The 24,641-nt window shown below is 38.1% G+C and carries 27 protein-coding genes and 1 pseudogene; 17 read left to right on the forward strand and 11 right to left on the reverse strand.

The genetic code is table 11. The features are described 5' to 3' along the window. The first annotated feature begins 91 nt into the window (after nucleotides 1–91). From AB1280_RS18460 to AB1280_RS18475, 4 genes are read left to right on the forward strand one after another with little or no spacing between them, the layout of a single operon-like run. A complete protein-coding gene (locus AB1280_RS18460; protein WP_429756609.1) occupies nucleotides 92–901 on the forward strand; it encodes an SGNH/GDSL hydrolase family protein in 810 nt (269 codons plus the stop codon). After that, a complete protein-coding gene (locus AB1280_RS18465; RefSeq protein WP_429756610.1) occupies nucleotides 898–1,815 on the forward strand; it encodes an ABC transporter ATP-binding protein in 918 nt (305 codons plus the stop codon). The genes AB1280_RS18460 and AB1280_RS18465 overlap by 4 nt, the downstream gene beginning before the upstream one ends. Further along, on the forward strand, nucleotides 1,808–2,800 hold the full coding sequence (locus AB1280_RS18470; protein WP_272190428.1) for an ABC transporter permease: 993 nt from the start codon (nucleotides 1,808–1,810) through the stop codon (nucleotides 2,798–2,800). Before AB1280_RS18465 ends, AB1280_RS18470 begins: the two co-directional genes overlap by 8 nt. A gap of 19 nt (nucleotides 2,801–2,819) precedes the next feature. Next, complete coding sequence (locus AB1280_RS18475; RefSeq protein ID WP_272190425.1) at nucleotides 2,820–3,497, forward strand: uracil-DNA glycosylase; 678 nt, start codon at nucleotides 2,820–2,822, stop codon at nucleotides 3,495–3,497. 68 nt (nucleotides 3,498–3,565) lie between these two features. Here AB1280_RS18475 and AB1280_RS18480 read toward each other — a convergent pair whose 3' ends face one another. The 3 genes from AB1280_RS18480 to AB1280_RS18490 all read right to left on the reverse strand — a co-directional run bounded on the left by AB1280_RS18480 (nucleotide 3,566) and on the right by AB1280_RS18490 (nucleotide 6,579). Beyond that, nucleotides 3,566–3,862 (reverse strand): DUF3817 domain-containing protein, encoded by a 297-nt coding sequence (locus tag AB1280_RS18480; RefSeq protein WP_272190424.1) that lies wholly within the window; start codon nucleotides 3,860–3,862, stop codon nucleotides 3,566–3,568. Nucleotides 3,863–4,094: 232 nt separating this feature from the next. After that, the gene (locus tag AB1280_RS18485) at nucleotides 4,095–4,916 is read right to left on the reverse strand and encodes a Cof-type HAD-IIB family hydrolase (RefSeq protein ID WP_272190423.1); all 822 of its coding nucleotides are present in this window, start codon (nucleotides 4,914–4,916) and stop codon (nucleotides 4,095–4,097) included. Nucleotides 4,917–5,304: 388 nt separating this feature from the next. Further along, nucleotides 5,305–6,579 (reverse strand): purine/pyrimidine permease, encoded by a 1,275-nt coding sequence (locus tag AB1280_RS18490; protein WP_429756611.1) that lies wholly within the window; start codon nucleotides 6,577–6,579, stop codon nucleotides 5,305–5,307. 124 nt (nucleotides 6,580–6,703) lie between these two features. Here AB1280_RS18490 and AB1280_RS18495 point away from each other — a divergent pair. From AB1280_RS18495 to AB1280_RS18505, 3 genes and pseudogenes are all read left to right on the forward strand, one after another. Further along, nucleotides 6,704–6,802 (forward strand): annotated as a pseudogene (locus tag AB1280_RS18495) (TrkA family potassium uptake protein); the annotation flags it as partial. A gap of 6 nt (nucleotides 6,803–6,808) precedes the next feature. Further along, nucleotides 6,809–7,090 (forward strand): YwdI family protein, encoded by a 282-nt coding sequence (locus AB1280_RS18500; protein ID WP_429756612.1) that lies wholly within the window; start codon nucleotides 6,809–6,811, stop codon nucleotides 7,088–7,090. 68 nt (nucleotides 7,091–7,158) lie between these two features. After that, a complete protein-coding gene (locus tag AB1280_RS18505; protein ID WP_035434394.1) occupies nucleotides 7,159–7,527 on the forward strand; it encodes a DUF423 domain-containing protein in 369 nt (122 codons plus the stop codon). Nucleotides 7,528–7,651: 124 nt separating this feature from the next. Here AB1280_RS18505 and gerQ read toward each other — a convergent pair whose 3' ends face one another. The 4 genes from gerQ to hemQ all read right to left on the reverse strand — a co-directional run bounded on the left by gerQ (nucleotide 7,652) and on the right by hemQ (nucleotide 11,101). Next, nucleotides 7,652–8,071: a spore coat protein GerQ gene (gene gerQ, locus AB1280_RS18510; RefSeq protein WP_035434393.1), complete on the reverse strand. Its 420-nt coding sequence runs from the start codon at nucleotides 8,069–8,071 to the stop codon at nucleotides 7,652–7,654. A gap of 26 nt (nucleotides 8,072–8,097) precedes the next feature. Next, nucleotides 8,098–8,520: a cell wall hydrolase gene (locus AB1280_RS18515; RefSeq protein ID WP_272190420.1), complete on the reverse strand. Its 423-nt coding sequence runs from the start codon at nucleotides 8,518–8,520 to the stop codon at nucleotides 8,098–8,100. A gap of 389 nt (nucleotides 8,521–8,909) precedes the next feature. Continuing rightward, nucleotides 8,910–10,184: a serine hydrolase gene (locus AB1280_RS18520; protein WP_429756613.1), complete on the reverse strand. Its 1,275-nt coding sequence runs from the start codon at nucleotides 10,182–10,184 to the stop codon at nucleotides 8,910–8,912. Between the two features lie 173 nt (nucleotides 10,185–10,357). Further along, nucleotides 10,358–11,101, reverse strand: a complete 744-nt coding sequence (gene hemQ, locus AB1280_RS18525) for a hydrogen peroxide-dependent heme synthase (protein WP_272190418.1) — start codon at nucleotides 11,099–11,101, stop codon at nucleotides 10,358–10,360. 224 nt (nucleotides 11,102–11,325) lie between these two features. Here hemQ and pta point away from each other — a divergent pair, with 224 nt between their 5' ends. Next, nucleotides 11,326–12,297, forward strand: coding sequence for a phosphate acetyltransferase (gene pta / locus AB1280_RS18530; RefSeq protein ID WP_272190417.1), 972 nt, complete (start codon nucleotides 11,326–11,328; stop codon nucleotides 12,295–12,297). A gap of 33 nt (nucleotides 12,298–12,330) precedes the next feature. Here pta and AB1280_RS18535 read toward each other — a convergent pair whose 3' ends face one another. Together AB1280_RS18535 and AB1280_RS18540 are read right to left on the reverse strand one after the other, a co-directional pair. Beyond that, nucleotides 12,331–13,176 (reverse strand): lipoate--protein ligase family protein, encoded by an 846-nt coding sequence (locus AB1280_RS18535; RefSeq protein ID WP_429756614.1) that lies wholly within the window; start codon nucleotides 13,174–13,176, stop codon nucleotides 12,331–12,333. 239 nt (nucleotides 13,177–13,415) lie between these two features. Further along, complete coding sequence (locus AB1280_RS18540) at nucleotides 13,416–14,120, reverse strand: RsfA family transcriptional regulator (RefSeq protein WP_272190414.1); 705 nt, start codon at nucleotides 14,118–14,120, stop codon at nucleotides 13,416–13,418. 236 nt (nucleotides 14,121–14,356) lie between these two features. Between AB1280_RS18540 and AB1280_RS18545 the strand changes: the two genes are divergently transcribed. From AB1280_RS18545 to AB1280_RS18570, 6 genes are all read left to right on the forward strand, one after another. Next, nucleotides 14,357–14,581: a DUF1450 domain-containing protein gene (locus tag AB1280_RS18545; RefSeq protein WP_272190413.1), complete on the forward strand. Its 225-nt coding sequence runs from the start codon at nucleotides 14,357–14,359 to the stop codon at nucleotides 14,579–14,581. Nucleotides 14,582–14,802: 221 nt separating this feature from the next. After that, on the forward strand, nucleotides 14,803–15,861 hold the full coding sequence (locus tag AB1280_RS18550; RefSeq protein ID WP_429756615.1) for a FecCD family ABC transporter permease: 1,059 nt from the start codon (nucleotides 14,803–14,805) through the stop codon (nucleotides 15,859–15,861). Continuing rightward, entirely contained in the window at nucleotides 15,858–16,874 is a 1,017-nt protein-coding gene (locus tag AB1280_RS18555) for a FecCD family ABC transporter permease (protein WP_272190411.1), read from the forward strand. Before AB1280_RS18550 ends, AB1280_RS18555 begins: the two co-directional genes overlap by 4 nt. A gap of 13 nt (nucleotides 16,875–16,887) precedes the next feature. After that, nucleotides 16,888–17,679, forward strand: coding sequence for an ABC transporter ATP-binding protein (locus tag AB1280_RS18560; protein WP_429756616.1), 792 nt, complete (start codon nucleotides 16,888–16,890; stop codon nucleotides 17,677–17,679). A 119-nt stretch (nucleotides 17,680–17,798) separates the two neighbouring features. Next, nucleotides 17,799–18,740 carry an ABC transporter substrate-binding protein gene (locus tag AB1280_RS18565; RefSeq protein WP_429756617.1) on the forward strand — a complete coding sequence of 314 codons (942 nt, stop codon included), beginning with the start codon at nucleotides 17,799–17,801 and terminating at the stop codon, nucleotides 18,738–18,740. 139 nt (nucleotides 18,741–18,879) lie between these two features. Beyond that, nucleotides 18,880–20,184: an HD domain-containing protein gene (locus tag AB1280_RS18570; protein WP_098914495.1), complete on the forward strand. Its 1,305-nt coding sequence runs from the start codon at nucleotides 18,880–18,882 to the stop codon at nucleotides 20,182–20,184. Nucleotides 20,185–20,219: 35 nt separating this feature from the next. Here AB1280_RS18570 and AB1280_RS18575 read toward each other — a convergent pair whose 3' ends face one another. Next, nucleotides 20,220–20,408: a 2-hydroxymuconate tautomerase gene (locus tag AB1280_RS18575; RefSeq protein ID WP_035434058.1), complete on the reverse strand. Its 189-nt coding sequence runs from the start codon at nucleotides 20,406–20,408 to the stop codon at nucleotides 20,220–20,222. Nucleotides 20,409–20,517: 109 nt separating this feature from the next. Here AB1280_RS18575 and AB1280_RS18580 point away from each other — a divergent pair, with 109 nt between their 5' ends. The 3 genes from AB1280_RS18580 to AB1280_RS18590 all read left to right on the forward strand — a co-directional run bounded on the left by AB1280_RS18580 (nucleotide 20,518) and on the right by AB1280_RS18590 (nucleotide 22,398). Further along, nucleotides 20,518–21,192, forward strand: a complete 675-nt coding sequence (locus AB1280_RS18580; RefSeq protein WP_429756618.1) for a site-2 protease family protein — start codon at nucleotides 20,518–20,520, stop codon at nucleotides 21,190–21,192. 16 nt (nucleotides 21,193–21,208) lie between these two features. Next, a complete protein-coding gene (locus AB1280_RS18585) occupies nucleotides 21,209–21,718 on the forward strand; it encodes a YwhD family protein (RefSeq protein WP_272190406.1) in 510 nt (169 codons plus the stop codon). Between the two features lie 140 nt (nucleotides 21,719–21,858). Beyond that, on the forward strand, nucleotides 21,859–22,398 hold the full coding sequence (locus tag AB1280_RS18590; RefSeq protein ID WP_272190405.1) for a GNAT family N-acetyltransferase: 540 nt from the start codon (nucleotides 21,859–21,861) through the stop codon (nucleotides 22,396–22,398). Nucleotides 22,399–22,445: 47 nt separating this feature from the next. Here the strand turns inward: AB1280_RS18590 and AB1280_RS18595 are convergent, their stop codons facing one another. After that, nucleotides 22,446–24,503, reverse strand: coding sequence for a transglycosylase domain-containing protein (locus tag AB1280_RS18595; protein WP_429756619.1), 2,058 nt, complete (start codon nucleotides 24,501–24,503; stop codon nucleotides 22,446–22,448). Between the last annotated feature and the right edge of the window lie 138 nt (nucleotides 24,504–24,641).

A 24,641-nucleotide genomic window follows, 5' to 3' on the forward strand; every position in this document is an offset into this window, starting at 1 on the left:
CAAAATGATTGTGCTTTTTTCATAAGAGAATGAAAATCGCTTTTCAAAATTCCGTTTGGTATAATATGGTCAATCTATAAGGGGGGGTAGCATGAGATCGAAATTTGTGAAAGTTATTTTATTCGTTGCACTAGCGTCTTTTTGTTTATTTGCATACGGATTTATTACTAGTGTGAGTGATGTTCTAAATCCGAAAACATCTAAGCTAACTCCTACCGTGCAAAAAGAAGCGAAAGGGAAACAACAAAAGGAAACATTACAAATTGTTAGCCTAGGTGATTCGTTAACTCGCGGTGTTGGAGATAAAGAAGGTATTGGATATATTGGACGGATGAAGAATGAACTGCAAACAAAATACAAACAAAAGGTAGCGCTCACAAATTTGGCGGTGAGCGGTGCAAAAATGCCAGATTTACTAAAACAAATGGAAAGCAGCGGTACCAGGTATGCAATTAAGCAAGCGGATGTACTTGTTTTGACAATTGGTGGAAATGATTTATTTCCCGGATGGGAATCACTTGGAAACATTGATTTAACGACATATCGTCCTGATACCGTAACATTTCAAGCTAACGCAAGGGAAATTTTGGAACAATTAAGGAGTTTAAACCCAAACAGCTCAATTTTTTGGATTGGTTTGTATAATCCATTTGAAGATGTAGAAGAGTTAAAAGGCTCGTCTCCAATTGTTGTCGATTGGAATGGATCATTAGAAAAGCTTGCGCTTAGTTATTCAAACGTATATGTTGTCCCAACGTTTGATATGTTCCAAAATCGTGGTAAGGATTTATTATATTCGGATCATTTTCACCCGAATGAAGCCGGTTATACATTAATAGCAGATCGTTTATTACAAAACGTTGTTAGCCAGTTAAAACTAGCTGGAGGTGAGAAAAAATGACGGCGATTCTATCTGTACGAAACTTAAAGAAGATTATTAAGAAGAAAACGCTCGTTGAAAATGTATCATTTGATATACAGCAAGGGGAAGTATTTGGATTTTTAGGCCCAAATGGGGCAGGGAAGACAACGACGATTCGAATGCTTGTCGGTCTCATTACGGCAACAGAAGGAAGTATTTCGATTGGTGGTTATGACATAAAAGAAAATTTTTGCGGTGCGATGAAGCAAATTGGAAGTATCGTTGAAAACCCTGAATTGTATACATATTTAACGGGATTTGAAAATTTAAAGCAATTTGCCCGTATGTTAGGTGGGATTTCCGATGAGCGGATTATGGAAATTGCCAAAATGGTACATCTTGATGAACGCATTCATGATAAAGTGAAAACATATTCACTTGGGATGAAGCAACGTCTTGGGATTGCACAAGCTCTTCTTGGCAGTCCGAAACTCCTTATATTAGATGAACCGACAAATGGTCTCGACCCAGCTGGTATTCGGGAACTTCGGGAGTTTGTGCATACGCTTGTGAAAGAAGAAAACATGAGCGTATTCATTTCTAGTCATTTATTAAGCGAAGTACAAATGATATGTGACCGCGTTGCAATTATTCATAAGGGGAAAGTAATTACGGTCGCAAGTGTTGAAGAGTTAGTGAAACAAGCAAGCGACCGTGTGGAGTGGGTTGTGACGCCGCTAGATAAAGCGAAATCGTTGCTTGAAGATTCGGGGGAAGTGACAGAACTTGTCATAGAAGAAGGGCGACTACTATGCCGCATGAATCAAGAGCGTGTAAGCTTTTATAATAAGCAGTTAATTGAGCACGCTGTAGACGTTCATAGTGTAAAACAAGTTGTATTTACATTGGAAGATCTATTTATGGAACTGACAAAGGGGGAGCAACATGCGTGAATTTGCGAACCTCGTCTATAATGAGGCGGAGAAAATATATCGAAAGAAACGTATTGTAGTAGTCATGCTTATTTTAGCAATTTTAATTCCGATTTTTGTTTATGCACAGTACAGAGAAGTGCAGACGACTGTAAAGCGCCTTGGTACGAGCGATTGGAAAGTATCATTACAGCAGCAAATCGTTGATTCACAAAACCGTTTAAATAATTCGCGTCTTCCCGAAGAATGGAAATCGTGGTTAAAGGTAAGAGTGCAGCAGCAACAATATTATTTAGACCATAATATTAATCCAAGTGCACCGGGCGCACCGACTTTTGTACGTATGTTTATTGAACAAGGAATTACACTATTTATCCCGCTTCTTATCATGATTGTAGCAATTGATATCGTATCGGGAGAACGAAGCGACGGAACAATGAAAATGCTCCTTACGCGGCCGATTCGGCGCTGGAAAATTCTTTTAAGTAAATATGTGACGATGGTGTTGTTTATTTCACTCATTTTGTTGCTTGTAGGGGTTCTTTCCTATTTGTTATCAGGCATTGTATTTGGTTATGCTGGATGGGATTTGCCGGTGCTGACGGGTTTTGCAACTGAGAAGGATACGTTAAATACAAGTTTTGTTCATCTCATTCCGCAGTGGCAATACATTGTTATGGCTTACGGACTTGCTTGGTTTGTAGCAATTGTTGTTGGCACAATCTCATTTATGGTGTCTGTACTGATTCGCAATACACCAGCCGGTATGGGAATTATGCTGGCAGCGTTAATTGCTGGAGGTATCTTAAATAATTTTGCAACGTCCTGGGAAGGGGCAAAATATATTTTTAGTGTTAACTTATCGCTAACGGATTATTTGTCAGGACAGTTACCAGCGTTGCAAGGATTATCGATGAGTTTTTCATTACTCAATCTCACGGTATGGGCAGTTGTATCGCTCATGATCGCTTTTGTAGTATTTACAAAACAAGACATGGTAAATTAATTCGATAGGAAGTGACAGAATGAAACAAATATTAAATAATGATTGGGCACAGCTATTAGCACCTGAATTCGAAAAATCATATTATCAACAAGTGCAATCATTTTTAATAGAAGAGTACCGTACACATGTTGTATATCCAAAGCAGGAGGATATTTTTAATGCTTTGCGTTATACGAGCTATCAAGATACGAAGGTCCTTATTTTAGGACAGGATCCATATCATGGGCCAAATCAAGCGCATGGTTTAAGTTTTTCGGTGCAACCTGGCGTACGAACGCCGCCATCACTGCAAAATATGTACAAAGAGCTGCAGGATGATCTAGGGTACCCAATTCCGAATAACGGTTATTTAGTAAAATGGGCAGAGCAAGGTGTGCTTTTACTAAACACTGTATTAACGGTGCGTCAAGGAGAGGCCAACTCTCATAAAGGAAAAGGGTGGGAAGTTTTCACAGATCGCATTATCGAGTTGTTAAATGAGAGGGAAAAACCAGTTATCTTTGTATTATGGGGACGCCCTGCGCAGGCGAAGAAGAAGCTCATTACAAATTCTAATCATCATATTATTGAATCTGTTCATCCAAGTCCATTATCAGCACGACGAGGATTCTTTGGCAGCAAACCATTTTCAAAAACAAACCATTTCTTGGTAAGTAACGGAGAACGGGAGATTGATTGGCAAATTCCGAATCTATAAGTAAGGATTCTTTCGTTTAGGAATTTATACGTAAAAAAACAGGCCACTACGGATGCAGCGGTCTGTTTTTATTTATTATCTTCTTGTTTTAATTTTGCATCTAGTACGAACGTACCAAATGGAATAACAGATGCAACAAGCGCACCAAACGCCCATAATTTTGATTTATTATGAATTGTCGTTACTTGAATAACAGCGAAGATGAATAGTATAAACAGGACACCGTGTGCCATACCCGTTACAGTAACAGCTTTCGGAAAATCTGCAAAATACTTCAGCGGCATTGCAATGAATAGAAGGATTAGAAAAGAAATCCCTTCCAGTACCCCAATGACTCTTAAACGTCCAATCGGTGTTGATAACATAAAATGGCCTCCTAAGTTATGTATGCTTGTATATGATATATTTGTATTCTTTTGGTAAATAAAATAGCCTAGTTTATTTCATTATAATCAAAAATAAACTTTACACTATGATAATGGTGTAAAGTTCAAAATATCTTCACAAGCTAATACATATAAAAAGTAAATCGCGCCTAAGTATTTGACTCAGGCGCGATTTTATGGATGATTAGTTCTCTTCAACGTGAAAACAGTTCTAAACTAGCACTTCGCTATTCAAAACAAATTGTTCTACAACTTTTGCAACGCCATCATTCATGTTTGTGTCTGTTACATGATTTGCAATGGCTTTAATGTCGTCCGGTGCATTGCCCATTGCAACGCCAAGGCCAGCAAATTCAATCATAGCCTGGTCATTATAGCTATCACCCATCGCAATCACTTCTTCACGTGTAATACCAAGTTTTTGGATAAGTTGGTGCAAGCTTGTTCCTTTTGTTACACCATATTCTGTGAATTCTAAGAAGAACGGCTTAGAACGCATAACACTTAATTGTCCTTCGAATTCTTGTTGTAATTTCTTTTCAACTTCTGCAAGACGTTCTGGTGCTTTCATCATTAATACTTTCACAACAGGTTCTTTCACTGCACTTACAAAATTATTAACCTCTATAACTGGCATACCTGTAATATAAGCTTCGACTTCTGTATATTCATTATTTTCCTCTGTCACAATGCCATCACCAATGTACGTATGAATCCACACATCTTCGTTTTGGCTTGTTTTATATAAATTATGGACAATTTCAGGTGATAAAGTACTGCTAAATAATTCTTCGTTTGTTTTACAGTTAATAATTTTTGCGCCATTAAACGATAAAATGAAGCTGCCGTATTCCTCTAATTTTAGTTCTTTTGCAATTGGCCACATCGCAAATGTTGGACGGCCGGAAGCTAGTACAACTTTTACACCGCGCTCTTGGGCGGTCATTAGGGCTTCTTTCGTACGCGGTGAAATCGTATGGTCATCGCGAAGTAATGTATCATCTAAATCTAGTACAATCATTTTATAAGACATTTGAACAATCCTTCCTAATATGAATTTATAATGTGAAATGAATTGTAAGACATCGAACCTCTTTGAAGATGGAATCGATTTTATATGAATGTATATATGAGCAAGCATATTTTGCTTGCTCATATATGTTTCTATTATCGTAACAATTCTTAAAATAGACTGCAATGCTTGAAGCGTGCCAATTTTGTTTACGTTTTGTGTCGATTGGTTTAACTAATTCTCAACGAGAAACCCACTCGTTGAGGAAAGTTTCACCTTACCCCGCCCAAACAGCTGGTAAGAGGTTAGGACAAGGAAACAAAGTACAAACCATCTGTAAGGACCCGATTGGTTCAACTAATCCTCAACGAGAAACCCACTCGTTAAGGAAAGTTTCACTTTACTCCGCTTATTTATCTGTTGAACGAGAGAATAGTATTTCTAGTATAATTGCCATTACAGAGCCGAGTACAAGACCGTTGCTTAAGAAGGATGCTAGGAATGGCGGCAGTGAAGAAAAGGCATCTGATGGAATGAACATAACGCCAATTCCGGTAAAGAGAGCGAGACCTGCAACTTTGAATAAGCGTTCTTTATCTTTCACAGTTTCATATTCTCGAAATGCTAGTCCGATCATACTAGCAAATACCGGATAAATGGCTGCATAGCCAACAGCTACCGGAATTGCTGCAATGAATGAAGTAACCTTTGGAAATAGACTCATAAGAATAATAAAGGTTGATCCAAGAATAAACGGTAGTCGTTTGTAAATATTTGTTGTCGCAATAAAACCAGCTGATCCAGAAATAGCGACAGGTCCAATTGCTGAAAACAGACCGCCAAGAAGCTGATTAATACCGGTTATAATTCCTGCCTGTTTGAATCGATTTTGCACGGCAGTTGCTTCGTATTTCGAAACTACTTGTTGAACAACGCGAATACTTGCTAACATGTTAGTTAGTAGTAACAACGTAACAAAGAGAATGGTAATAACCATATTCCATTCTAAGCGAGGCGTACCAAATACAAAGATAGATGGCATACGGATAATGTCTGATACAGGTGTGATTGGATTTGATAGACCAAAACATGCAAATAAGATCCACCCAATTACAATACTGCACAGTACAGAATATTGACCAATAACAGGTAGTTTCGTAACAAAGAAAGATAGAAAAATGATGATAAGAGAAAGAATAAAGACTTTACCTTGAACAGCAGTATGCTGTCCGTTAAGTCCAAACATGCCTTTTAAGAATGATCCACTTAGCTGTGCAACGAGTAAAAATAGGTAGGTTCCAATAACAGTTGATGTAAAATAGCGGACAAGTTTATCAATAAGTCCAAATATACTAAGAAGAATGCAAATGAGACCGCTTAATAAGAAGGAATATTGCAGTACGCGTAGCGTTTCACCGGTTGATCCAAATAATACAACGCCTAAGCTTGCATATAAGGAAAAGATGCCCCACCAAAGTCCAGCAGGCCCTTCTTGAATTGGTAAGCGATGACCAAAGGAAGCTTGTAAAATACCTGCAAATCCAAGAACAAATAATGTTCGTTGGACGAATGCAATTGCTTCTGCGCCTTCTAGTCCATAGTTAGCGGCAACACTAATGGGAACAATTAAGCTGCCGGCTAAAATAAATAATGCCCATTGCAGGGCAGAAAGAAATGTTTTCATTATATATCGACCTCTTTTTCGTATTTCCATTTCTAGTATATATGTGTTTGATTCGTTATGGCAAAGTTTGAAAATAGAGAAAAGAGATGAAAGTATTGTTTGAGTGCATGAAACATCGGAACAAACAGGAGCGGAAAAATTTGCAGAACGTGATATGATAATAGTATTTGGTCCAGTAGAGAAATTGGGACGATTTGAAAAAGAATTACAATACGTGAGGTGAGAAAGCATGCAAATATCTAGCGATAAGATTTTAAATAAAATGGCAAGTGAAATTGCAAAAGCGAAAGGGGGTGACTCACATAAAGCAAAAGAACATCTTTTAGTTGTTCGTGCATTATGTGATCTATTACTTGAAGAACAGCCAGAAGCTTCTGCATATGTTGAACCAACATTAAGAACAAATGTTGTGGCACCGCAAATGCCTGTTCAGCCAATGGCTTCATTTTCAGGAGAGCCTGTATATGTGAAAGAGGATGATGCAAATGGAAACTCTCTTTTGGATTTTTAGACGCTAAATAGTTGGAGTGTTCGAGGAAATTTTTTATTATAAAAGTAAAAAGAAAAAGGGGAATTCCAATGAAAATTTTCTTCTTATTAGGTTGTATTGCAGCAGCATTATCTGTTGCGCTTGGAGCATTTGGAGCGCACGGACTTGAAGGGAAAATCTCAGCGAAAATGTTAGAGGTTTGGAAAACAGGTGTTACATATCAAATGTTTCATGCAGGGGGATTATTTGTTGTTGCTTTATTAATGGATAAGATTCAATCTTCTCTTGTAGGCGCGGCAGGCTGGTGTATGGTAGCAGGTATTGTGCTGTTTTCCGGAAGTTTATACGCATTAAGTACAACTGGTATAAAATTTTTTGGTCCAATTACTCCGCTTGGCGGTGTAGCATTTATTGTAGGATGGATTTTACTGGGGACTGCGATTGTAAAAGGGCTATAAGGTGAAACTTCCTCTTGGGAAACGCTTTTCTTCCCAGGAGGCTAGTTGAACTAGTTGGGCCCTTACAAATGGTTTGTACAGGATAGCAATAAAACAAAAGCTGGCATATGCCAGCTTTTTCTTATTATCTTGGAGGATAAGTTGCGGGTTGCTGTGTTGGGAAGTAAATGATTTCTCCTGGGAATTCTACATAATCAAGATAGATCATAAGCAGTAAGTAACGTTTTCCAGACTTAGGGTCGCTTAAAATGATGTGATCGCGTCCCGCAGCCTCAATGATGCCTGTATAGGATTGTGTACCAAGTGTGCTGCCGCGCTCATATGTCATGAATATAGTTGCTGGTTTTCCTTTGTTTAAGCGAAGGATATTTTCAATATATGATTGCTCAAGTGGAAGCATCCCTTGAGAAACGGCAAGTTGTGCTTGTGCAGCTTGCGGCGTTGTTGGCATTTGTTGTCCTTGTTGTCCGGGCTGTGGTTGCATATATCCGCCAGATGGTTGATAAAATCCTCCCCCATAGTATGGGTTTTGTTGCTGTGCCATACGAAATCCCTCCTCTTTTCAGTTCACTAATACACACTTGGACAATCCTCAGCACTTGGTTGGAAAAAGCAATGATTTTTAAAGCGACCAGAGTTTTCTTGATTAAACCAAGTTGGTGGACAGGCGCCTCCTGGCCTAAAAAACCATAACGAAAAATTAGCGGGCCAGAATCGCTCTCCTTGAATCGTACGTCTTGCTAGAGCAATATCGCTTTCACGAGCACGCTGATAGAAGTAACCTTTTTGCGTAGCCTCAAATCCACCAGGACTTTGAAATACCATTTGACGAAGGTTTCGAATCTTTTTAAAGTCTAAGCAATTTCCTTTTACGCGATTGACGCCGACATTTCCAACCATAAGCATTCCTTGAGGTCCTTCTCCTTCTGCTTCTGCCCGCATTAATCTGGCAAGTAGTTTTACATGTTCTTCTGTATATGCAATAACACCCATCTGTTTCACCTCTCTTATTACTCCGCTAGAGAAAAGAAAGTGTAGAATAATTACTAATTCATAGGTATGAAAAAAAGGGGGCAGATATGACAACCAAACCATGTTTTAATATGTATCTCTATAGATATTAGTTGAAAAACTGAAATAGAAACCCCTTTCTTTTTAGGGGCGAGAGCATCTGGCCATGCATAAAGGCGGTTAGGGGATTTTTCCTGCCACATGCAACATTTAAAACAAAGGGAGAAAGCAAGTAGCGGACATTTTCTTGCTGCATAGCAGCGACTTATATATTAGGAAATTAAAGTGAAGTTATTACTATTCAGAAGAAATAAGGAATACGCTGAGGAAGATTTGGATAATAAAAAGCTAGCAAATTTGCTAGCTTTTTATTATCCAAATAATTTTAACCACATATTAGAAAAGAAGTCTCCAATGGATCGCATTGTCAATACGAACCAATTTGCTTTTTCTACTTCCTGCGTTGTTTTTACATCGAATTTCGTTTGTTTATTTCCATCAAGGAAACCATATTGATCAGTGGATTCTAAAACAAGTGAGCCGACTTTGGAATCTTTTTTCACAGGTGCAACTAAGCTTCCATCTTCGGAGATTGATTTGTTTGCTTCATAAGAAATTTTGTAAGGCGGTTTACTTCCTTTTTTGGTGACTACCGTTATTTCTTTTTCAGGTGTCACAGCTACAGTATCTTCTTTTCCTTTTACGACAGGAATTGTATTATTTTTATCTATTTTCAATTTCTGTTTTTCAAAGTTTTTGAAGCCGTAATCCATTAATGCACGGGATTCTATGAAACGCTCATCCATTGATTTTGTTTTAATAATAACGGAGATTAGGCGTAAATCACCGCGTTTGGCTGTAATGGTAAAGCAATATCCAGCTGAATCAGAACTTCCTGTTTTTAAGCCATCTGTCCCCTCATATGCAAATGCAGCGTCTGGTAACATCCAGTTCCAGTTTTCCATACGAATTGGGCGTGGATGATTATCAGGGAAATTTCTAAATCTTTGTTTTGTATCTTCCAATATTTCTGGATATTTTGTCATAATTGTTCTAGATAAGATTGCCATGTCTCTAGCTGATAAAGAGTTTTCACCGTTTGGATCTGTTCCTTCCGGGTGCTTGCCTTTTAAATCAGCGTTATTTAATCCTGTAGCATTTACAAATTTATATTTCTTTAACCCTAGTTTTTTTGCATGTTCATTTGCAAGATTTAAGAAGTTCTTTTCACTTCCTGCAAGAAGTTCAGCAAGTGCAACACTTGATCCATTTGCTGAGAAGACAAGAATAGAATGATATAATTCTTTAACTGTATATTGTCGTCCTTTTTCAAATGGAACGTTGGAAAATTCATTGTTACGGGAAATTTCGTAAGCATAATCAGAGATATTCACTTTTGTATCCCAGGTGATTTTCCCTTCTTTAATGGCTTCTAAAACGGAGTATATAACCATGAGTTTTGACATACTAGCAATTGCAAGTAATTCATCGGGGTTTTGCTCGTGTAGTATTTTTCCTGTATCTGCATCAAACAGAATAGCAGCAGCGGCTTCAATATGTATGTCTTCTTTCGCATAAGAGGGAGTTGCTCCTATGAAAGAAAACATGAGTGTGAGCCCTAATAAAATAGATAACATTTTCCTCATAATAAATTATCACCTTCGCATCGTTATTAGCATGTAGCTTGTACTATTCTAACATGAGTTTGAATATGGAAAGATTACAATTTTGTAAGTGATTTGGATAATTTTTCTATTTAATTAGAGATTTCTATTATATAAAACAATAAAAAAAGGACAATTTTCGTCCTTTTTTGTTGTTATACGTGTAAAAATTTTGCAACTTTTTCGCTTGGTAAAATGTTTCCGACAAAGAATGTCCCGAACTCACCGTAGCGTGCACTTACTTCATCAAAGCGCATTTCATATATAAGTTTCTTAAATTGAAGAACATCGTCGGCAAATAATGTTACGCCCCATTCATAATCATCAAAGCCAACAGAACCAGTAATGATTTGACGTACTTTTCCTGCATATTGACGGCCAATTTTCCCGTGGCTATACATTAATTTTTTGCGCTCTTCCATCGGTAACATGTACCAGTTGTCTTCGCCTTGACGACGCTTGTCCATTGGATAGAAACAAACATGGTTTGCTTTAGGAAGCATTGGGTATAAACGCGCAAGAATTTGTGGATTTTGATATGGATCTTCTTCAGCAGGAAGATAGTTACTTAGTTCCACAACAGATACGTAAGAGTATGTAGGAAGCATATACTCTGCTAATGTTGTTTTATTGAATTCAGCTTCAATTTCATTTAATTCTTCCATTGTTGGACGTAAAATCATAAACATAATATCAGCCTTTTGTCCAACGATTGTATAGAGGGCGTGGCTACCTTGTTTTGCAGCTTCTGTTTTATTCCATTTTTCAACGATGTTTAAAAATTCGAACATTGCTTGCTGACGTTCATCACTAGACAATGTTTTCCATGCTGCCCAGTCCATAGAACGGAAATCATGTAGACAATACCAACCATCTAACGTTTTTGCTGCTTCACTCATTAGATTCACCTCGAATAGTCAAGTTTTACACGTTAACTATATCATATATAGATGGAAAAGCATGTATCTTAGTCTCAGGCGCACAAAATTGTCACATTTTATAGCAGAATTTTGGGAAAATATAATCATTTTTATTTTATCAATTTTTTAGAAGCAATACGTTTAAAATAGAGATAAAAAGCGGTATTCTTAAATATGGATTTCAATTCGTAGGAGGGTTATTAGTGAGCGATTTATTTACAACAGTAAAAGAAAAAGTTCAAGGTAAAGGCATTTCTATCGTACTTCCTGAAGGTACTGATGAAAGAATTTTAGGCGCTGCAGAGCGTTTAGCAAAAGAAGAATTAGTAAAACCAATCTTAGTTGGTAATAAAGAAGAAATTAGCGCGAAAGCTGCTAGCATGAACTTAACATTAGCGGGTGTTGATATTTATGACCCAGTTACATACGAAGAAATGGATGCAATGGTAGCATCTTTCGTTGAACGCCGTAAAGGGAAAGCAACAGAGGAATCGGCTCGTGAAATCTTAAAAGACGAAAACTATTTCGGTACTATGCTTGTACACATGGGCAAAGCACATGGTTTAGTAAGCGGTGCAGCTCATTCTACAGCTGATACAGTTCGTCCAGCACTTCAAATCATTAAAACAAAACCAGGCGTTACAAAAACTTCTGGCGTATTTATCATGGTACGCGGTGATGAGAAATATGTATTTGCTGATTGCGCAATCAACATTGCACCAAACAGCCAAGATTTAGCTGAAATTGGTATTGAAAGTGCAAAAACTGCTGAATTATTTGGTATTGATCCACGCGTTGCAATGTTAAGCTTCTCTACAAAAGGTTCTGCGAAATCTCCAGAAACAGAAAAAGTTGTAGAAGCAACTCGCATCGCGAAAGAAATGGCTCCTGAATTAACATTAGACGGTGAATTCCAATTTGACGCTGCATTTGTACCATCTGTAGCAGAAAAGAAAGCACCAGGTTCTGTTATTAAAGGTGACGCTAACGTATTCGTATTCCCAAGCTTAGAAGCTGGCAATATCGGCTACAAAATTGCACAACGCTTAGGTAACTTCGAAGCAGTGGGACCAATCTTACAAGGCTTAAACATGCCAGTAAATGATTTATCTCGCGGTTGTAACGAAGAAGAAGTGTACAAGCTTGCTTTAATTACAGCAGCACAAGCGCTATAATTATAAAAAAAATCCCCGCATATGCGGGGATTTTTAGCTTTCTAACCCAAGTGATTTGTTATTGCGATCAATCATGCGCTGTAAGTGATGCTCGTATAGCGGTACTTCATCTACTGTCAGCTGTGATGGCGTTAATTGCGGCGTAAAACGCTGTAATGTTTGTAAAAGGCGCATCATTAAATCTTGTACAGTAATTGTTTCACCAAGTAGTTCAGATAGTGAAGCCATTGTACTTGGGACAATTTCAGGATACGTAAATCTAGTTTCTGCACCTTGAATTGCTAAGTTGTAAAAATCACGAACAAGTGCCGCACGTGCAGAGCCACTTTCGGTAGCGCATAAATAAATTTGTACTGCGACACCGCCGCGAATACGGCGCTGCGAAATACCAGCAAATTTTTTATCGTTAATACTTAAGTCATAGCTGCCAGGACAGTAAGAGCCAACGATTTCTTTTGCTTCAATAGTAACGTTGTAATCTTTTAACATTTCTTTAATTAAATGCCACATTGTATCATAGCCAAGGTCGATATCGATACCTTTATCTGTTTCCTGGAACAGAAGAGAGATGTTTAGAACACCCTCATCTAATACAACAGCAAGTCCACCTGAATTGCGGACGATAACATGGAAGTCTTTCTTTTTCAAAAATTCAATTCCCTGCTTTAAATAAGGTAATCGTGTATCTTGAATGCCAAGAACAATTGTATTGTGATGAACCCAAGAGCGCATTGTTGCGGCAGATGTACCATTCCCAACTGTTGTACATAACGTATCATCCATTGCGAAAGATTGCAGCGCATGAAATTGTGGACCTAAGCTTGACTGATCAACAATGCGCCACTCTGGCTGAGATAAAATCGAACGAGAATCGCTCATGTAAATAACCCCTTATCTATAAAATGACAATATTTATTATAGCAAAAAAGAGTGATTATAAATATAAGCTGAAAACGGACATAAAGCTCCTCTGCTTTAGGAGGGCGAGAGGAACTGATCAGTCAGGGCCCTTTTCTACCACATGCCAGGATTAGAACAAAGAGAGAAAACGAGTGAAAGTTTCACTTTATAGGTTAGAGTGAAGCCAAAATTAAAAGGATGCTATTATAGCATCCTTCTTATTCTGCAATCTTCTCTAAATTCCCGTTTCGATCCATGCGAAATGATGTTTGTGTACGCTCTTCATCGTCCATTAATGCCAATTTCCTTGCACGGTTCATAATTTTCATGAGCGTCTCGTAATCTTCTTGAACGGTTGTTGATTGTTGTTCTAATTTTTCAACTTTCTGTTCCAACTCAGCATTTTTTCTCATATACTCAGCAATGTCTTGTTTCAATCTCTCATTCTCTCTTTCGAGTGCGGATACTTTTACATTAGAAGTTCCGAGAGTTTGTAGAAAACGGATAACGTCATGCATCGCAATGGAAGAATCTGTTGGCATTGCTTGCGTAGTTTGCATAGTTTGCATAGGCTGAACGGGTTGAACAGGTTGTTCAATATCAATCTCAATATTAATATTGTCATCCAATGTTACCGTAGATGGAGTCGGCGGTGTATATAAAAGACGTTTTTTCGCTTGCTCGCCCCCATTTGCACGCATTTTGTCTTTGCGATGTTTTTTCGCAAGTTGTAATGCTTGATCGTAACTATAGCGTACGACAGCATTCCAGCGGAAACCGCAAGCTGCTGAAGTGCGATTTAATTTATCACCAACTTCTTCAAAGGCATTTAATTGTGTACTTCCTTCGCGTACGTGACGTAAAACTGTTTCAGCAAGAAGTAAATCATCTTCTTCAGTCCAAGCATCTTGTCTTACTTTCATAGATTCATCTCCCTTTCTTTTTATCAATATCTTATTTTTAGAATGGACAAAATGAATCGCTTTTATACAAAGCTGTCAAAATTATGGTAGATTTTGAGTGGAAATATGTTTGTATGCCATTTGTTTCTTGCAGGAAGAAAACTTGCATCGCATCGAAAAGAAAGGTAAAATACCATTTAGTGTTTATTGTTATATGTACTTGAGAAAAGTTTCAAATAGAGGAAGTGTTATATAAAATGGGAAACGAATTTCGTGTGTGTGATGATTGTCAGGCAACGAATATCAAGACGTTAGTACCACGTTTAAAGAAAATAGATGAATGTGCAGATATTCAAATTGGCTGTCAATCATATTGTGGTCCTGGTCGTAAAAAATCATTTGCATTTGTAAATAACCGTCCAGTTGCAGCGCCAAATGAAGATGAGTTAATTGAAAAAATTGAAGCAAAGTTAAACAAGTAAAAAGATACGATGTCGTATCTTTTTTTGTTTTATGAAACGAAAAAAAGTTTTATATAACAAAATTAGTGGTTGACAAATTTTAGTTTGCGTTTGTAGAATAAAAAAGGTGATATTGAGAATCATTATCAAAAATCAAGTTCGTTCTTGGTTTTCTTTTTTTTCCCTTAATGAGAATGAGTTTCATTTTCTTGTTATACATATTGAAAGTTAGGATGTTGTAGATGGAAGTGAGTATGAGAAAGGTTTATGAAGAAGAATCGGTAGACATAAAAGAGATAAAAAGCCATCCGCTTATCGCCTTGACGATTTTAATCGTTGGAACTGTTTTATTAGCTTTAAGTATGGCAGTTTCTATTTCATTTGGTGCCGCTAATATTAGCTTGAAAACAATATGGCAAGCGGTATTTCAGTTTGACGCATCTACTACATATCATAGTGTCATTCAAGAATTGCGTCTTCCAAGGGCAATTGGAGGAGCAGCTGTAGGGGCATTTTTAGCAGTATCTGGTGCAATTATGCAAGGGATGACGAGAAATCCACTTGCATCTCCATCACTTATGGGGATTACAGATGGAGCGGTATTCGGCATCGCCATCATGTTTGCATTCTTCCCAAACTCGCCATATTTAATGTTTGTAATTGCTTCTTTTATCGGTGCAGCATTTGGTGCAAGTATTGTATATGGAATTGGAGCAGCGTCTCCGGGCGGATTAACACCAATTAAACTAGCGTTATCTGGAGCAGCAATTAGTGCCTTACTAGGCGCAATTTCATCTGGGATTGCCTTATATTTTAATCTAGCGCAAGAAGTTAGTATGTGGCATGCAGGCGGCGTTGCTGGCGTGAAAGGGACGAGTTTAAACATGTTACTTCCAGTTGGTCTTGTTTGTCTTATTATTGCGATTATGCTAGCGAGATACATTACGATTTTAAGTTTTGGCGAAGAAATTGCCATTGGTCTTGGACAAAATACGAAGCTCATTAAGTTTATTGGAACAATTCTTGTACTTGTGCTAACAGGTAGTGCGGTTTCTATAGCTGGGTCTGTTGGATTTGTTGGTCTTGTTATTCCGCATTTAACACGTTTTCTTGTAGGATCAGATTATCGCTGGATAATCCCGTGTTCTGCCGTTTTAGGTGGATTACTTATTGAGTGTGCAGATATGATTTCACGTATTATTAATCCGCCGTTTGAAACGCCGATTGGAGCTGTAACAGCGATGGTTGGTGTACCATTCTTCCTCTACTTAGCACGTAAAGAAGGGAGAGGGAAAATGTGAGACAAGGAATATTAACGAGAAAAAACATCTCAATTTTATCTAGTATTGGTTTGTTAATTTGCGTCGTATTTTTAATTAGCTTAAATACGGGTACGTTCAAAATTTCACCAGTTGGGGTGTTGAAAACGCTCGTTGGTCTTGGAGCAGAAGATCAAACAACGATTTTATTTGATTTTCGGATGCCACGAATGATTGTCGCTCTTTTAGTCGGATCAGCTTTAGCAGTATCCGGTGCAATTATGCAGGGGTTATCACGAAATCCACTTGCCGATCCAGGAATTATTGGTATTAATGCTGGATCGGGATTGTCGGTTGTAATCTTCGTTTATTTCTTCTTTGGGAAAGTGACGATGACCTCGTTTTTATCTGTATTCATTCTGCCGTTTTTTGCTTTAGTTGGTGCAATAGTAGCGGCAGGCATCATCTATGCACTTGCTTGGAAAGATGGTGTTTCGCCGGTTCGTTTAATTCTCGTTGGGATTGCAGTAGCAGCTGGGTTCGGTGCGGTGAGTTTAGTATTCTCGATGAAAATGACAGCGAATGATTTCCGTTTTGCTACGATTTGGTTATCGGGAAGCTTATGGGGGACAGATTGGAAGTTCGTATTAAGTGTGCTGCCATGGATGCTTATTTTCTTACCGATTGCTTTTATGAAAGCGCACGTTTTAAATGTAATGAATTTAGGAGATGCGGTGGCAACGGGTCTCGGTCTGAATGTAGAGAAAGAACGCCGTAAGCTATTATTTATCGCTGTTTGCTTAGCTGGTGCATCTGTTGCAGTTGCGGGGGGAATCAGTTTTATTGGATTAATAGCACCGCATCTTGCCCGCCGTTTAGTAGGTGGAAAATATCAAATTATGCTGCCAACTGCTGCGTTAATTGGAACATTATTGCTATTGTTTTCCGATCTTCTTTCGCGCAGCTTACTTACAACATCAGAAATACCGGTAGGTCTTGTCATTTCGGTAATTGGCGCGCCGTATTTCATTTATTTACTTATAAAAACAAGATAAGGAGACGATCTGTATGCCATCTTTATCAGTTGAGTTGATATCTGTTGGATATAGTGAAAATTTAATTATTGATGGGTTGTCTGTTGAAATACCTGAAGGGAAAATTACGACCATCATTGGTCCAAATGGATGCGGGAAATCTACGCTCCTGAAAACAGCATCGCGTATTTTAAAAGCGAAACGGGGTACTGTTTATTTGGACGGAAAAGCAATTGAGAAACAGCCGACGAAGGAAATTGCAAAAAAGATGGCAATTTTGCCACAAACAGCAGAAGTGCCAACAGGTCTTACCGTACTTGAACTTGTTTCATATGGGCGTTTCCCACATCAAAAAGGGTTCGGTACGTTATCAGAAGAAGATTATCGTTACATTCGCTGGGCGCTTGATGTGACTGGTATGCAGGAATTTGCTAATCGTCCAGCAGAGGCGCTGTCAGGCGGACAACGTCAACGCGTTTGGATCGCAATGGCATTAGCACAAGGAACGGATTTACTTGTACTAGATGAGCCAACAACATACCTTGATATGGCACATCAACTTGAAGTGCTGAACTTATTAAAAAAGTTAAATGAAGAAGAAGGAAGAACAATAGTGATGGTTATTCACGATCTAAATCACGCTTCTCGTTTTTCTGATCATATGCTTGCATTAAAAGATGGGAAATTAATGAAACAAGGAACGCCAGATGAAGTCATGACATCTGAAACGCTCCGCGAAGTGTTTGAAATTGAAGCACAAATGGTTCCGTGTCCTGTTAATGGCAACCCAATTTGTCTGACTTATGACTTGATGACAAGTGCGTAAGCAGGTTTAAGTTTGTTCTAGCGGGGAAAAGTTTAATTTCCATAAATTTGTATAGATAGTTGTCTTTACTGAAAGAGCCCTTGTAGCACTTTTACTACAATGAATAAGGAGAGGGAAACATGAAGAAATTTAAAGCTACTCTACTAGTTTTCGTATTAGCGATTACTTCTATATTATTTGCGTCGTGTTCTTCTGATAAGAAAGAAGAAAAGAAAGCAGACGCAAAAAGTGAAGAGCGTGTTGTAAAACATGCAAAAGGAGAAATTAAAATTCCAGCAAATCCAAAGAAAATTGCTGACTTAAGTGGGTCAACAGAAGAGTTATTAATTTTAGGTATGAAGCCGGTTATTACGGCAAATACGACGCAAGAAAAAATTGATGCACATATTGAAGATAAATTAAAAGGTGTGAAACCAGTTGGTTCTGCTTGGGGAGATAAAATTAATATTGAAGCAGTAGCTGCTGCAAAACCAGATTTAATTTTAGTAAACAACCGTCAAGAAAAAATTTATGATCAGTTATCTAAGATTGCACCAACAGTCATGTTAAGTACTCCATTAGATCAATGGCGTCCGAAGTTTGAAGAAGTAGGGAAAATCTTCGATAAAGAACAAGAAACAGCTGCATGGTTAAAGAAATACGATGAAAAAGCAAGTAATTTACATGATAAAATCACTGCGAAAACTGATGATGCAAAATTCATGGTAATGGCTGTATATCCGAATGCATTCCGTGTATATGGTGACTATGGATACGGCAGTATGCTATTTAAAGATTTAAAATTGCCAGCAGTTAATGGTACACCAGCAGATAAACCGTTAGTACAGTTACAAAAAGAGGCATTAATTGATTACAATCCAGACTTCTTATTTGTATTCACAACAGGTGATGGTGCACAGCGTCTAAAAGAATTTCAAGAAGAAACCATCTGGAAGAATATGAACGCTGTAAAAAATAACCGCGTGTATACGATTAAAAACGAAGATTTAAATAAAGGATACTTCCCACTTGGTAAAGAGATGTTATTAGACGAACTATCTACGTTTATTTTAGGAAAATAATAATGATAGAGAAAATCACCTTCGTTTTTTGGATGGTGATTTTCTTTTTATGCAGGAATATACAGTCTTTCATTTCTTTCTGTTTCGCCTTTCGTTTATAATAGGAATAAGAACGTATAATGGAGGGCGGTGAATTTTAATGGCATATGTAAGTGATAAATTAAATGAAACGAAAGTGTTTAAAGACCCAGTGCATAAATATGTGCATGTACGCGATCGCGTAATTTGGGATTTAATCGGAACGAAAGAGTTTCAACGTCTGCGTCGCATTAAGCAGCTAGGGACGACATTTTTTACCTTTCACGGTGCGGAGCATAGTCGCTTTACTCATTCACTAGGTGTCTATGAAATTATTCGCCGCATGATTGATGATGTGTTTGATGGAAGACCAGATTGGAATGCCGAAGATCGTTTGTTGTGCTTATGTGCAGCACTTCTTCACGATGTAGGACACGGTCCTTTTTCGCATTCATTTGAAAAAGTCTTTGAACTAAACCATGAAAAATTTACACAAGCAATTATTGTCGGTGATACAGAAATTCATGAGGTGTTAAGCCGCGTTGATCGTGAATTTCCGCAAAAAGTAGCGGATGTCATTGCGAAAACGTCTACTAATAAATTAGCGATTAGTATGATTTCTAGCCAAATTGACGCAGATCGCATGGACTATTTATTACGAGATGCGTATTTCACAGGTGTGAAATATGGAAACTTTGATATGGAACGGATATTACGGGTAATGCGTCCATTTAATAATCAAGTTGTGATTAAATATAGCGGTATGCATGCTGTTGAGCATTATATTATGAGCCGTTATCAAATGTACTGGCAAGTGTATTTTCATCCAGTCACGCGCAGTGCTGAAGTGATTTTAACGAAAATTTTGCACCGCGCGAAAGCGTTGCATGAACAGTACTATACATTTAAATATCACCCCGTTCATTTCTATTCTTTATTTGAAGGAGAAGTAACAGTAGAGGATTATTTAAAGTTAGACGAGAATGTCATGTATTATTACTTCCAAGTATGGCAAGAAGAAGAGGATGCTATTTTAAGTGATTTATGCCGTCGTTTTATGAACCGTAACTTGTTCAAGTGCGTTGATTTTACGGAAAAGCACGGATTAAACAATTGGGTGGAATTAAATAGTTTATTTAAGAAGATTGGGCTTGATCCGGAATATTACTTAGTAGTAGATTCTACGTCGGATTTGCCGTATGACTTTTACCGTGCAGGTGAAGAGGAAGAACGATTGCCAATTTTACTGCTTATGCCAAATGGAGAGTTGCGCGAATTGTCTCGTGAATCGGACATTGTAGAAGCAATTACAGGTAAGAAGCGAACAGATCAAAAGCTATTCTATCCGCATGATTTACTGTATGAAGATGGGAGAAAAGGAAAAGTAAAAGAAAAAATTATTCGTTTATTAGAAGGAAAAGAGTAAGAGAAGCAGCACAGCTACTTCTCTTATATCAATGATTACTCTTGATCGCTTAAGCGTTTTCCGCCAATTGCGTAATGATTTTTAGACATTTCTTCAATGAATACAACGATTTTTTCTTCTGGAGCACCAGTAGTTTCACTTACTGCAGCTGTTACTTTTTCAGCAAGGGCTTTCTTTTGCTCTTCTGTGCGGCCTTCTAACATTTTTACTGTTACGTATGGCATATGTATCGCTCCTTTTATGTAGATTACAGTACTATTATAACGGATTCTTGAAAAGAACAATCAGAAAATGAAGGATTTTTTGCTTAGATAATTAAGAAGGAGATGAAGTATGGATAATTTCTTTAGATACCCATTGCATGAGTTACCATTGTTAGCTCTTGCAGTTGCAATGGCACTCTCTGTACATGAGTTTGCACATGCATATGTTGCTTATAAATTTGGAGATTTAACGGCGAAGAATCAAGGGCGTTTAACAATATCGCCCCTTTCTCATATTGATCCAATCGGTGCACTCGCATTCTTATTTATTGGTTTTGGATGGGCTCGCCCTGTACCGGTAAACCCATATAACTTTAAGCGTCCGCGCCTTGCGGGAGTTTGTGTTTCGATTGCGGGGCCAATTAGTAATTTATTATTAGGGGCTTTTGGACTTGTTGCTTGGTATAGTTTGCTGAAATTTGGAGTTGTTGACGCGGTCCCAGTAGCGGTAGGAGAGACACTATTTCAGTTCTTTCAAATCTTTATTGGGATTAATATTGTTCTGTTTGTTTTTAACTTGATACCAATTCCGCCACTAGATGGTTATCGTGTTTTGGAAGATTTAGCGCCAACCAGTATACGCGCGAAAATGACGCAATATGAAAAATACGGTGCAATCATTTTATTAATTCTTGTCATTACACCGTTAGATCGCTATACGATTCAACCAATATTTCAAGTTATCATTCCGCGAGTTTTAGGTATGTTGCATACTATAATTGGGCCATTATTTGGATTGTATTAGAAGGGGAGGCTTTTCTATGGCAGAGAAAAAGAAACAAATCGGTTTTAATATTATTAAAAATGACTCTACAGATGGACATGGTGGCTTTGGAGTCGGCGCATTAAGTCTTGAAAATATTTCTCCTGTTATTATTGATGTAACTGAAGGAACGGCAGTTGTGGATATCGGAGCAATGCATGCCCGCAGTGCTGTTGAAAAAGGAATTAAATTTTTAATCAATAAAGAAGAAGTACCAAATGCAAAACCCTACTGGCTCGTGTGGGTAACAATTGAGCGTACGGCAAATGGTGCGTATTATGCAGGTGTAACTGCATGTGAAATGACAGTAGACCGTGAAATTCGCCGCGGTTACAAATCTCTTCCTGAGCATGTAAATAAAATGGATAAATCATTAAAGCGTCACATCATGGTTGATCATATGGATGAGCCTTCTAAAAAAGTGCTCGGAACATTCTTGAAAGAGCATAATGAGGAGCTATGGAATTTTTCTAGTGAAAAATTACGTAGTGAATTGTTAGGAGAGTAATAGGTAGCCCCTTTCTTGTTGAAAGGGGCTTTTTATTTGTTTGAAAACATGTTTTTAATTGAACTGCGCAGGAAAATTATGGTATATGTCAGAAAAAATATATAAATAGAAAATAAAGGGATGTAGGTGGGAATGTGAGAATGAGCGGAGAGTCTATTTTTGTAAAAAGTTTAGAAGAATGTGATGCGGAAGCTATGATGCATTTGGAATCGAAAAACCAAGATTTTTTTCAACTGTATACAGCGTTACGAGAGGATAATTTTTATACGTTAGAGGGTCAAAAGGAACGTATTAGAAAAGGGAATGAAAAGCAGGAGCTTGATGAGCAGTATTCATTTGGCATTTATCTAAATGAAACAGGAGAATTAATTGGGTCTGTTACATTGTTTGAAGTACTACGCGGTCCTTTGCAAAGCTGTTTTATTGGATATACCTTAGACAAACACCGTAATGGGAAGGGATATATGACGGAGGCTGTTAAGCTCGTCGTGTCTTACGCATTCGATGGGTTAAAGCTTCATCGGATTGAGGCGGGCGTTATGCCGCATAATATCGGATCAATAAAAGTTTTAGAGAAATCAGGCTTTCATAAAGAGGGAATTGCAAGGAAAAATGTAAAGATAAATGGAAAATGGGAAGACCATCAAGTATTAGCAATTGTAAATAATAAGGATGAATAGAAAGAAAAGGAGCGATAGAATACGCTCCCTTTTTCAGTCAATTTTATTTACCACGGAAAATACTTCTTCCACCAGCTTTGTTTATTTTTGTCCTTCTCTTTTAGCACTGCCTCAAACTCATCTTTCTCATCAATATGATCCATGCAGTACTCTGTTGGTTCGGTCCCTTTTACAAAATACATTTTAACAGAAACAGGGCACCCTTTCGTGGCGACTTTCCCATTTTCAGGGTTAATGTTTAACGCGACTACATTGGCGGGTTTTTTAAAGCCTTGTTTTGGAGCTTCTTCTAACCCTTGCTCCATAATCGTTGCCCACATATTTTTTGCATAGACTTGCTCAGCTGGATTAGAGATTGTTTTTTGTTTATCATAGCCGACCCAAACACCTGTTACGAGATCTGGTGTAAAGCCAATCATCCAGCTATCTGTCTCGGTTGAACCGGACTTTCCGGCATACGTGCGAGATAACTTTGGAATAAGGTTTTGTCCAGTGACGGAGGCGTAGCTACTTAGCCTTTTATTAAACATGCCAGTCATCATTTCTTCCATTACAAAGGCATTGTTTTCATCAAGAATTTGTTTGTTTTCTAAATGAGCATCATATAAAATGTTGCCATCATGATCGACCACGCGCCGAATAAATGTTGGGTTTACTTGTTTGCCGCCGTTAGCAAGCATACCATAAGCGTTTACCATTTCAAGAGGTTTTACAGGAGATGTTCCAAGCGCAAGCGATGGGACATCTTTTAATGAACTTGTAATTCCAAATTGCTTCGCTGTTTTTACGAGTGATTTTTCTCCTAAGAAAAGATGCGTTTTTACAGCGTATACGTTGTCGGAAACAGCTAGTGCTTGCATCATTGTAATGAAGTCATCGGCGTAATAGTTTTTATAATTGGTCGGATTATATTTTGAAACACCGTCGCCTAATGTGAACACAGTATGTTCGCTTTTTAGGCGGGTTGCTGGTGTAAAGCCTTGCTCAAGAGCGGCGTAATATAAAAAAGGTTTAAACGTAGAACCTGGTTGTCGGTACGCTTGAGTTACCCGGTTGAATTGGCTTTTTTTATAATCGCGTCCGCCGACAAGGGACATAACTTCGCCTGTTTTTGGATTCATGGATACAATAGCAGTTTCAATCTCCGTTGTACTTGGAATGGTTTCGTTTACTGCATGTTCGGCAATCTTTTGTAGCTTTGGATCTAGTGTTGTGTATACACGCAGGCCGCCGCGTGTTACCGTTTGCTCATCGAGACCAGCATCATTGATGAGAGAAGCTTGTACTGCATCTTGAAAGTAAGGTGCAACTTCTGCCACTTCTTCTTTTTCAAGCGGAGCGAAGCTGAGTTGTTCTTGTTTTGCTGCTACTGCTTCTTTTTTTGTGATGTATCCCTGTTCCACCATTTCATTTAAAATGAGAGCTTGTCTTTCTTTTGCCCTGTTTTTATGCAAATAGGGAGAATACAAACTTGGTCCTTTTGGAATACCTGCAAGCATACTTGCCTCGGCTAAGTTTAAATCCTTCGCATTTTTATGAAAGTAAAGACGCGCCGCTGCCTCAATTCCATAGGCACCGTGCCCGTAGTAAATCGTGTTTAAATATCCTTGTAAAATATTGTTTTTATCGTAATTCACTTCTAGACGAACGGTGTACATTGCCTCTAATAGCTTTCTTTTCCATGTTTTATCGTGATCCAAATATAAATTACGTGCGTATTGCTGCGTAATTGTACTCGCACCTTGTACCTTTCCCATCGCTTTGATGTCGGCAATTATCGCCCCGCCTATGCGTTTTAAATCAAAGCCATGATGGTTATAAAAGTGCTGGTCTTCAATAGAAAGTGCCGCTTCTCTTACGTAAGGTGAAATATGATCGAGTGACACGTTATAGCGTTCCTGCGCCCCATGACTTTGCCCCATAACCGAGTCGTCATTTGCATAAAAGATAGTTGTTTGTGGAACTGCAACAGGTGGTGGTCCTAGAATTTTTGCAACAAGTAACACAATGAAAATAGTAAGAACAAAGAAAAGGACACATGATAGCAGTGCAGTAAGGAAAAAGCGCTTATATTTCGCTTGTTTTTCATTTGTTGTAAGTTCCATTTCTTTTGTCACCCCTCATAGCATACTTTTATCCCGCTATCTGTGGGCGGTAACCCCCCGCTTCCGCATTTCTAAAGAAAATAGGTAGGGGGGAACTACCCGTAAAATCCCGATTGGGCGGGCAAACCTTTCATAGTA

It is taken from the genome of Bacillus sp. S10(2024) (assembly GCF_050473865.1).
Classification (GTDB): Bacteria; Bacillota; Bacilli; order Bacillales; family Bacillaceae_G; genus Bacillus_A.

Excerpts from the sequence above, each read along its gene's own strand:
- AB1280_RS18460 (WP_429756609.1), top strand. The coding sequence starts at position 92 with ATGAGATCGAAATTTGTGAAAGTTATTTTATTCGTTGCACTAGCGTCT.
- AB1280_RS18465 (WP_429756610.1), top strand. The coding sequence starts at position 898 with ATGACGGCGATTCTATCTGTACGAAACTTAAAGAAGATTATTAAGAAG.
- AB1280_RS18470 (WP_272190428.1), top strand. The coding sequence starts at position 1,808 with ATGCGTGAATTTGCGAACCTCGTCTATAATGAGGCGGAGAAAATATAT.
- AB1280_RS18475 (WP_272190425.1), top strand. The coding sequence starts at position 2,820 with ATGAAACAAATATTAAATAATGATTGGGCACAGCTATTAGCACCTGAA.
- AB1280_RS18480 (WP_272190424.1), bottom strand. The coding sequence starts at position 3,862 with ATGTTATCAACACCGATTGGACGTTTAAGAGTCATTGGGGTACTGGAA.
- AB1280_RS18485 (WP_272190423.1), bottom strand. The coding sequence starts at position 4,916 with ATGTCTTATAAAATGATTGTACTAGATTTAGATGATACATTACTTCGC.
- AB1280_RS18490 (WP_429756611.1), bottom strand. The coding sequence starts at position 6,579 with ATGAAAACATTTCTTTCTGCCCTGCAATGGGCATTATTTATTTTAGCC.
- AB1280_RS18500 (WP_429756612.1), top strand. The coding sequence starts at position 6,809 with ATGCAAATATCTAGCGATAAGATTTTAAATAAAATGGCAAGTGAAATT.
- AB1280_RS18505 (WP_035434394.1), top strand. The coding sequence starts at position 7,159 with ATGAAAATTTTCTTCTTATTAGGTTGTATTGCAGCAGCATTATCTGTT.
- gerQ (WP_035434393.1), bottom strand. The coding sequence starts at position 8,071 with ATGGCACAGCAACAAAACCCATACTATGGGGGAGGATTTTATCAACCA.
- AB1280_RS18515 (WP_272190420.1), bottom strand. The coding sequence starts at position 8,520 with ATGGGTGTTATTGCATATACAGAAGAACATGTAAAACTACTTGCCAGA.
- AB1280_RS18520 (WP_429756613.1), bottom strand. The coding sequence starts at position 10,184 with ATGAGGAAAATGTTATCTATTTTATTAGGGCTCACACTCATGTTTTCT.
- hemQ (WP_272190418.1), bottom strand. The coding sequence starts at position 11,101 with ATGAGTGAAGCAGCAAAAACGTTAGATGGTTGGTATTGTCTACATGAT.
- AB1280_RS18535 (WP_429756614.1), bottom strand. The coding sequence starts at position 13,176 with ATGAGCGATTCTCGTTCGATTTTATCTCAGCCAGAGTGGCGCATTGTT.
- AB1280_RS18540 (WP_272190414.1), bottom strand. The coding sequence starts at position 14,120 with ATGAAAGTAAGACAAGATGCTTGGACTGAAGAAGATGATTTACTTCTT.
- AB1280_RS18545 (WP_272190413.1), top strand. The coding sequence starts at position 14,357 with ATGGGAAACGAATTTCGTGTGTGTGATGATTGTCAGGCAACGAATATC.
- AB1280_RS18550 (WP_429756615.1), top strand. The coding sequence starts at position 14,803 with ATGGAAGTGAGTATGAGAAAGGTTTATGAAGAAGAATCGGTAGACATA.
- AB1280_RS18560 (WP_429756616.1), top strand. The coding sequence starts at position 16,888 with ATGCCATCTTTATCAGTTGAGTTGATATCTGTTGGATATAGTGAAAAT.
- AB1280_RS18565 (WP_429756617.1), top strand. The coding sequence starts at position 17,799 with ATGAAGAAATTTAAAGCTACTCTACTAGTTTTCGTATTAGCGATTACT.
- AB1280_RS18570 (WP_098914495.1), top strand. The coding sequence starts at position 18,880 with ATGGCATATGTAAGTGATAAATTAAATGAAACGAAAGTGTTTAAAGAC.
- AB1280_RS18575 (WP_035434058.1), bottom strand. The coding sequence starts at position 20,408 with ATGCCATACGTAACAGTAAAAATGTTAGAAGGCCGCACAGAAGAGCAA.
- AB1280_RS18580 (WP_429756618.1), top strand. The coding sequence starts at position 20,518 with ATGGATAATTTCTTTAGATACCCATTGCATGAGTTACCATTGTTAGCT.
- AB1280_RS18585 (WP_272190406.1), top strand. The coding sequence starts at position 21,209 with ATGGCAGAGAAAAAGAAACAAATCGGTTTTAATATTATTAAAAATGAC.
- AB1280_RS18590 (WP_272190405.1), top strand. The coding sequence starts at position 21,859 with ATGAGCGGAGAGTCTATTTTTGTAAAAAGTTTAGAAGAATGTGATGCG.
- AB1280_RS18595 (WP_429756619.1), bottom strand. The coding sequence starts at position 24,503 with ATGGAACTTACAACAAATGAAAAACAAGCGAAATATAAGCGCTTTTTC.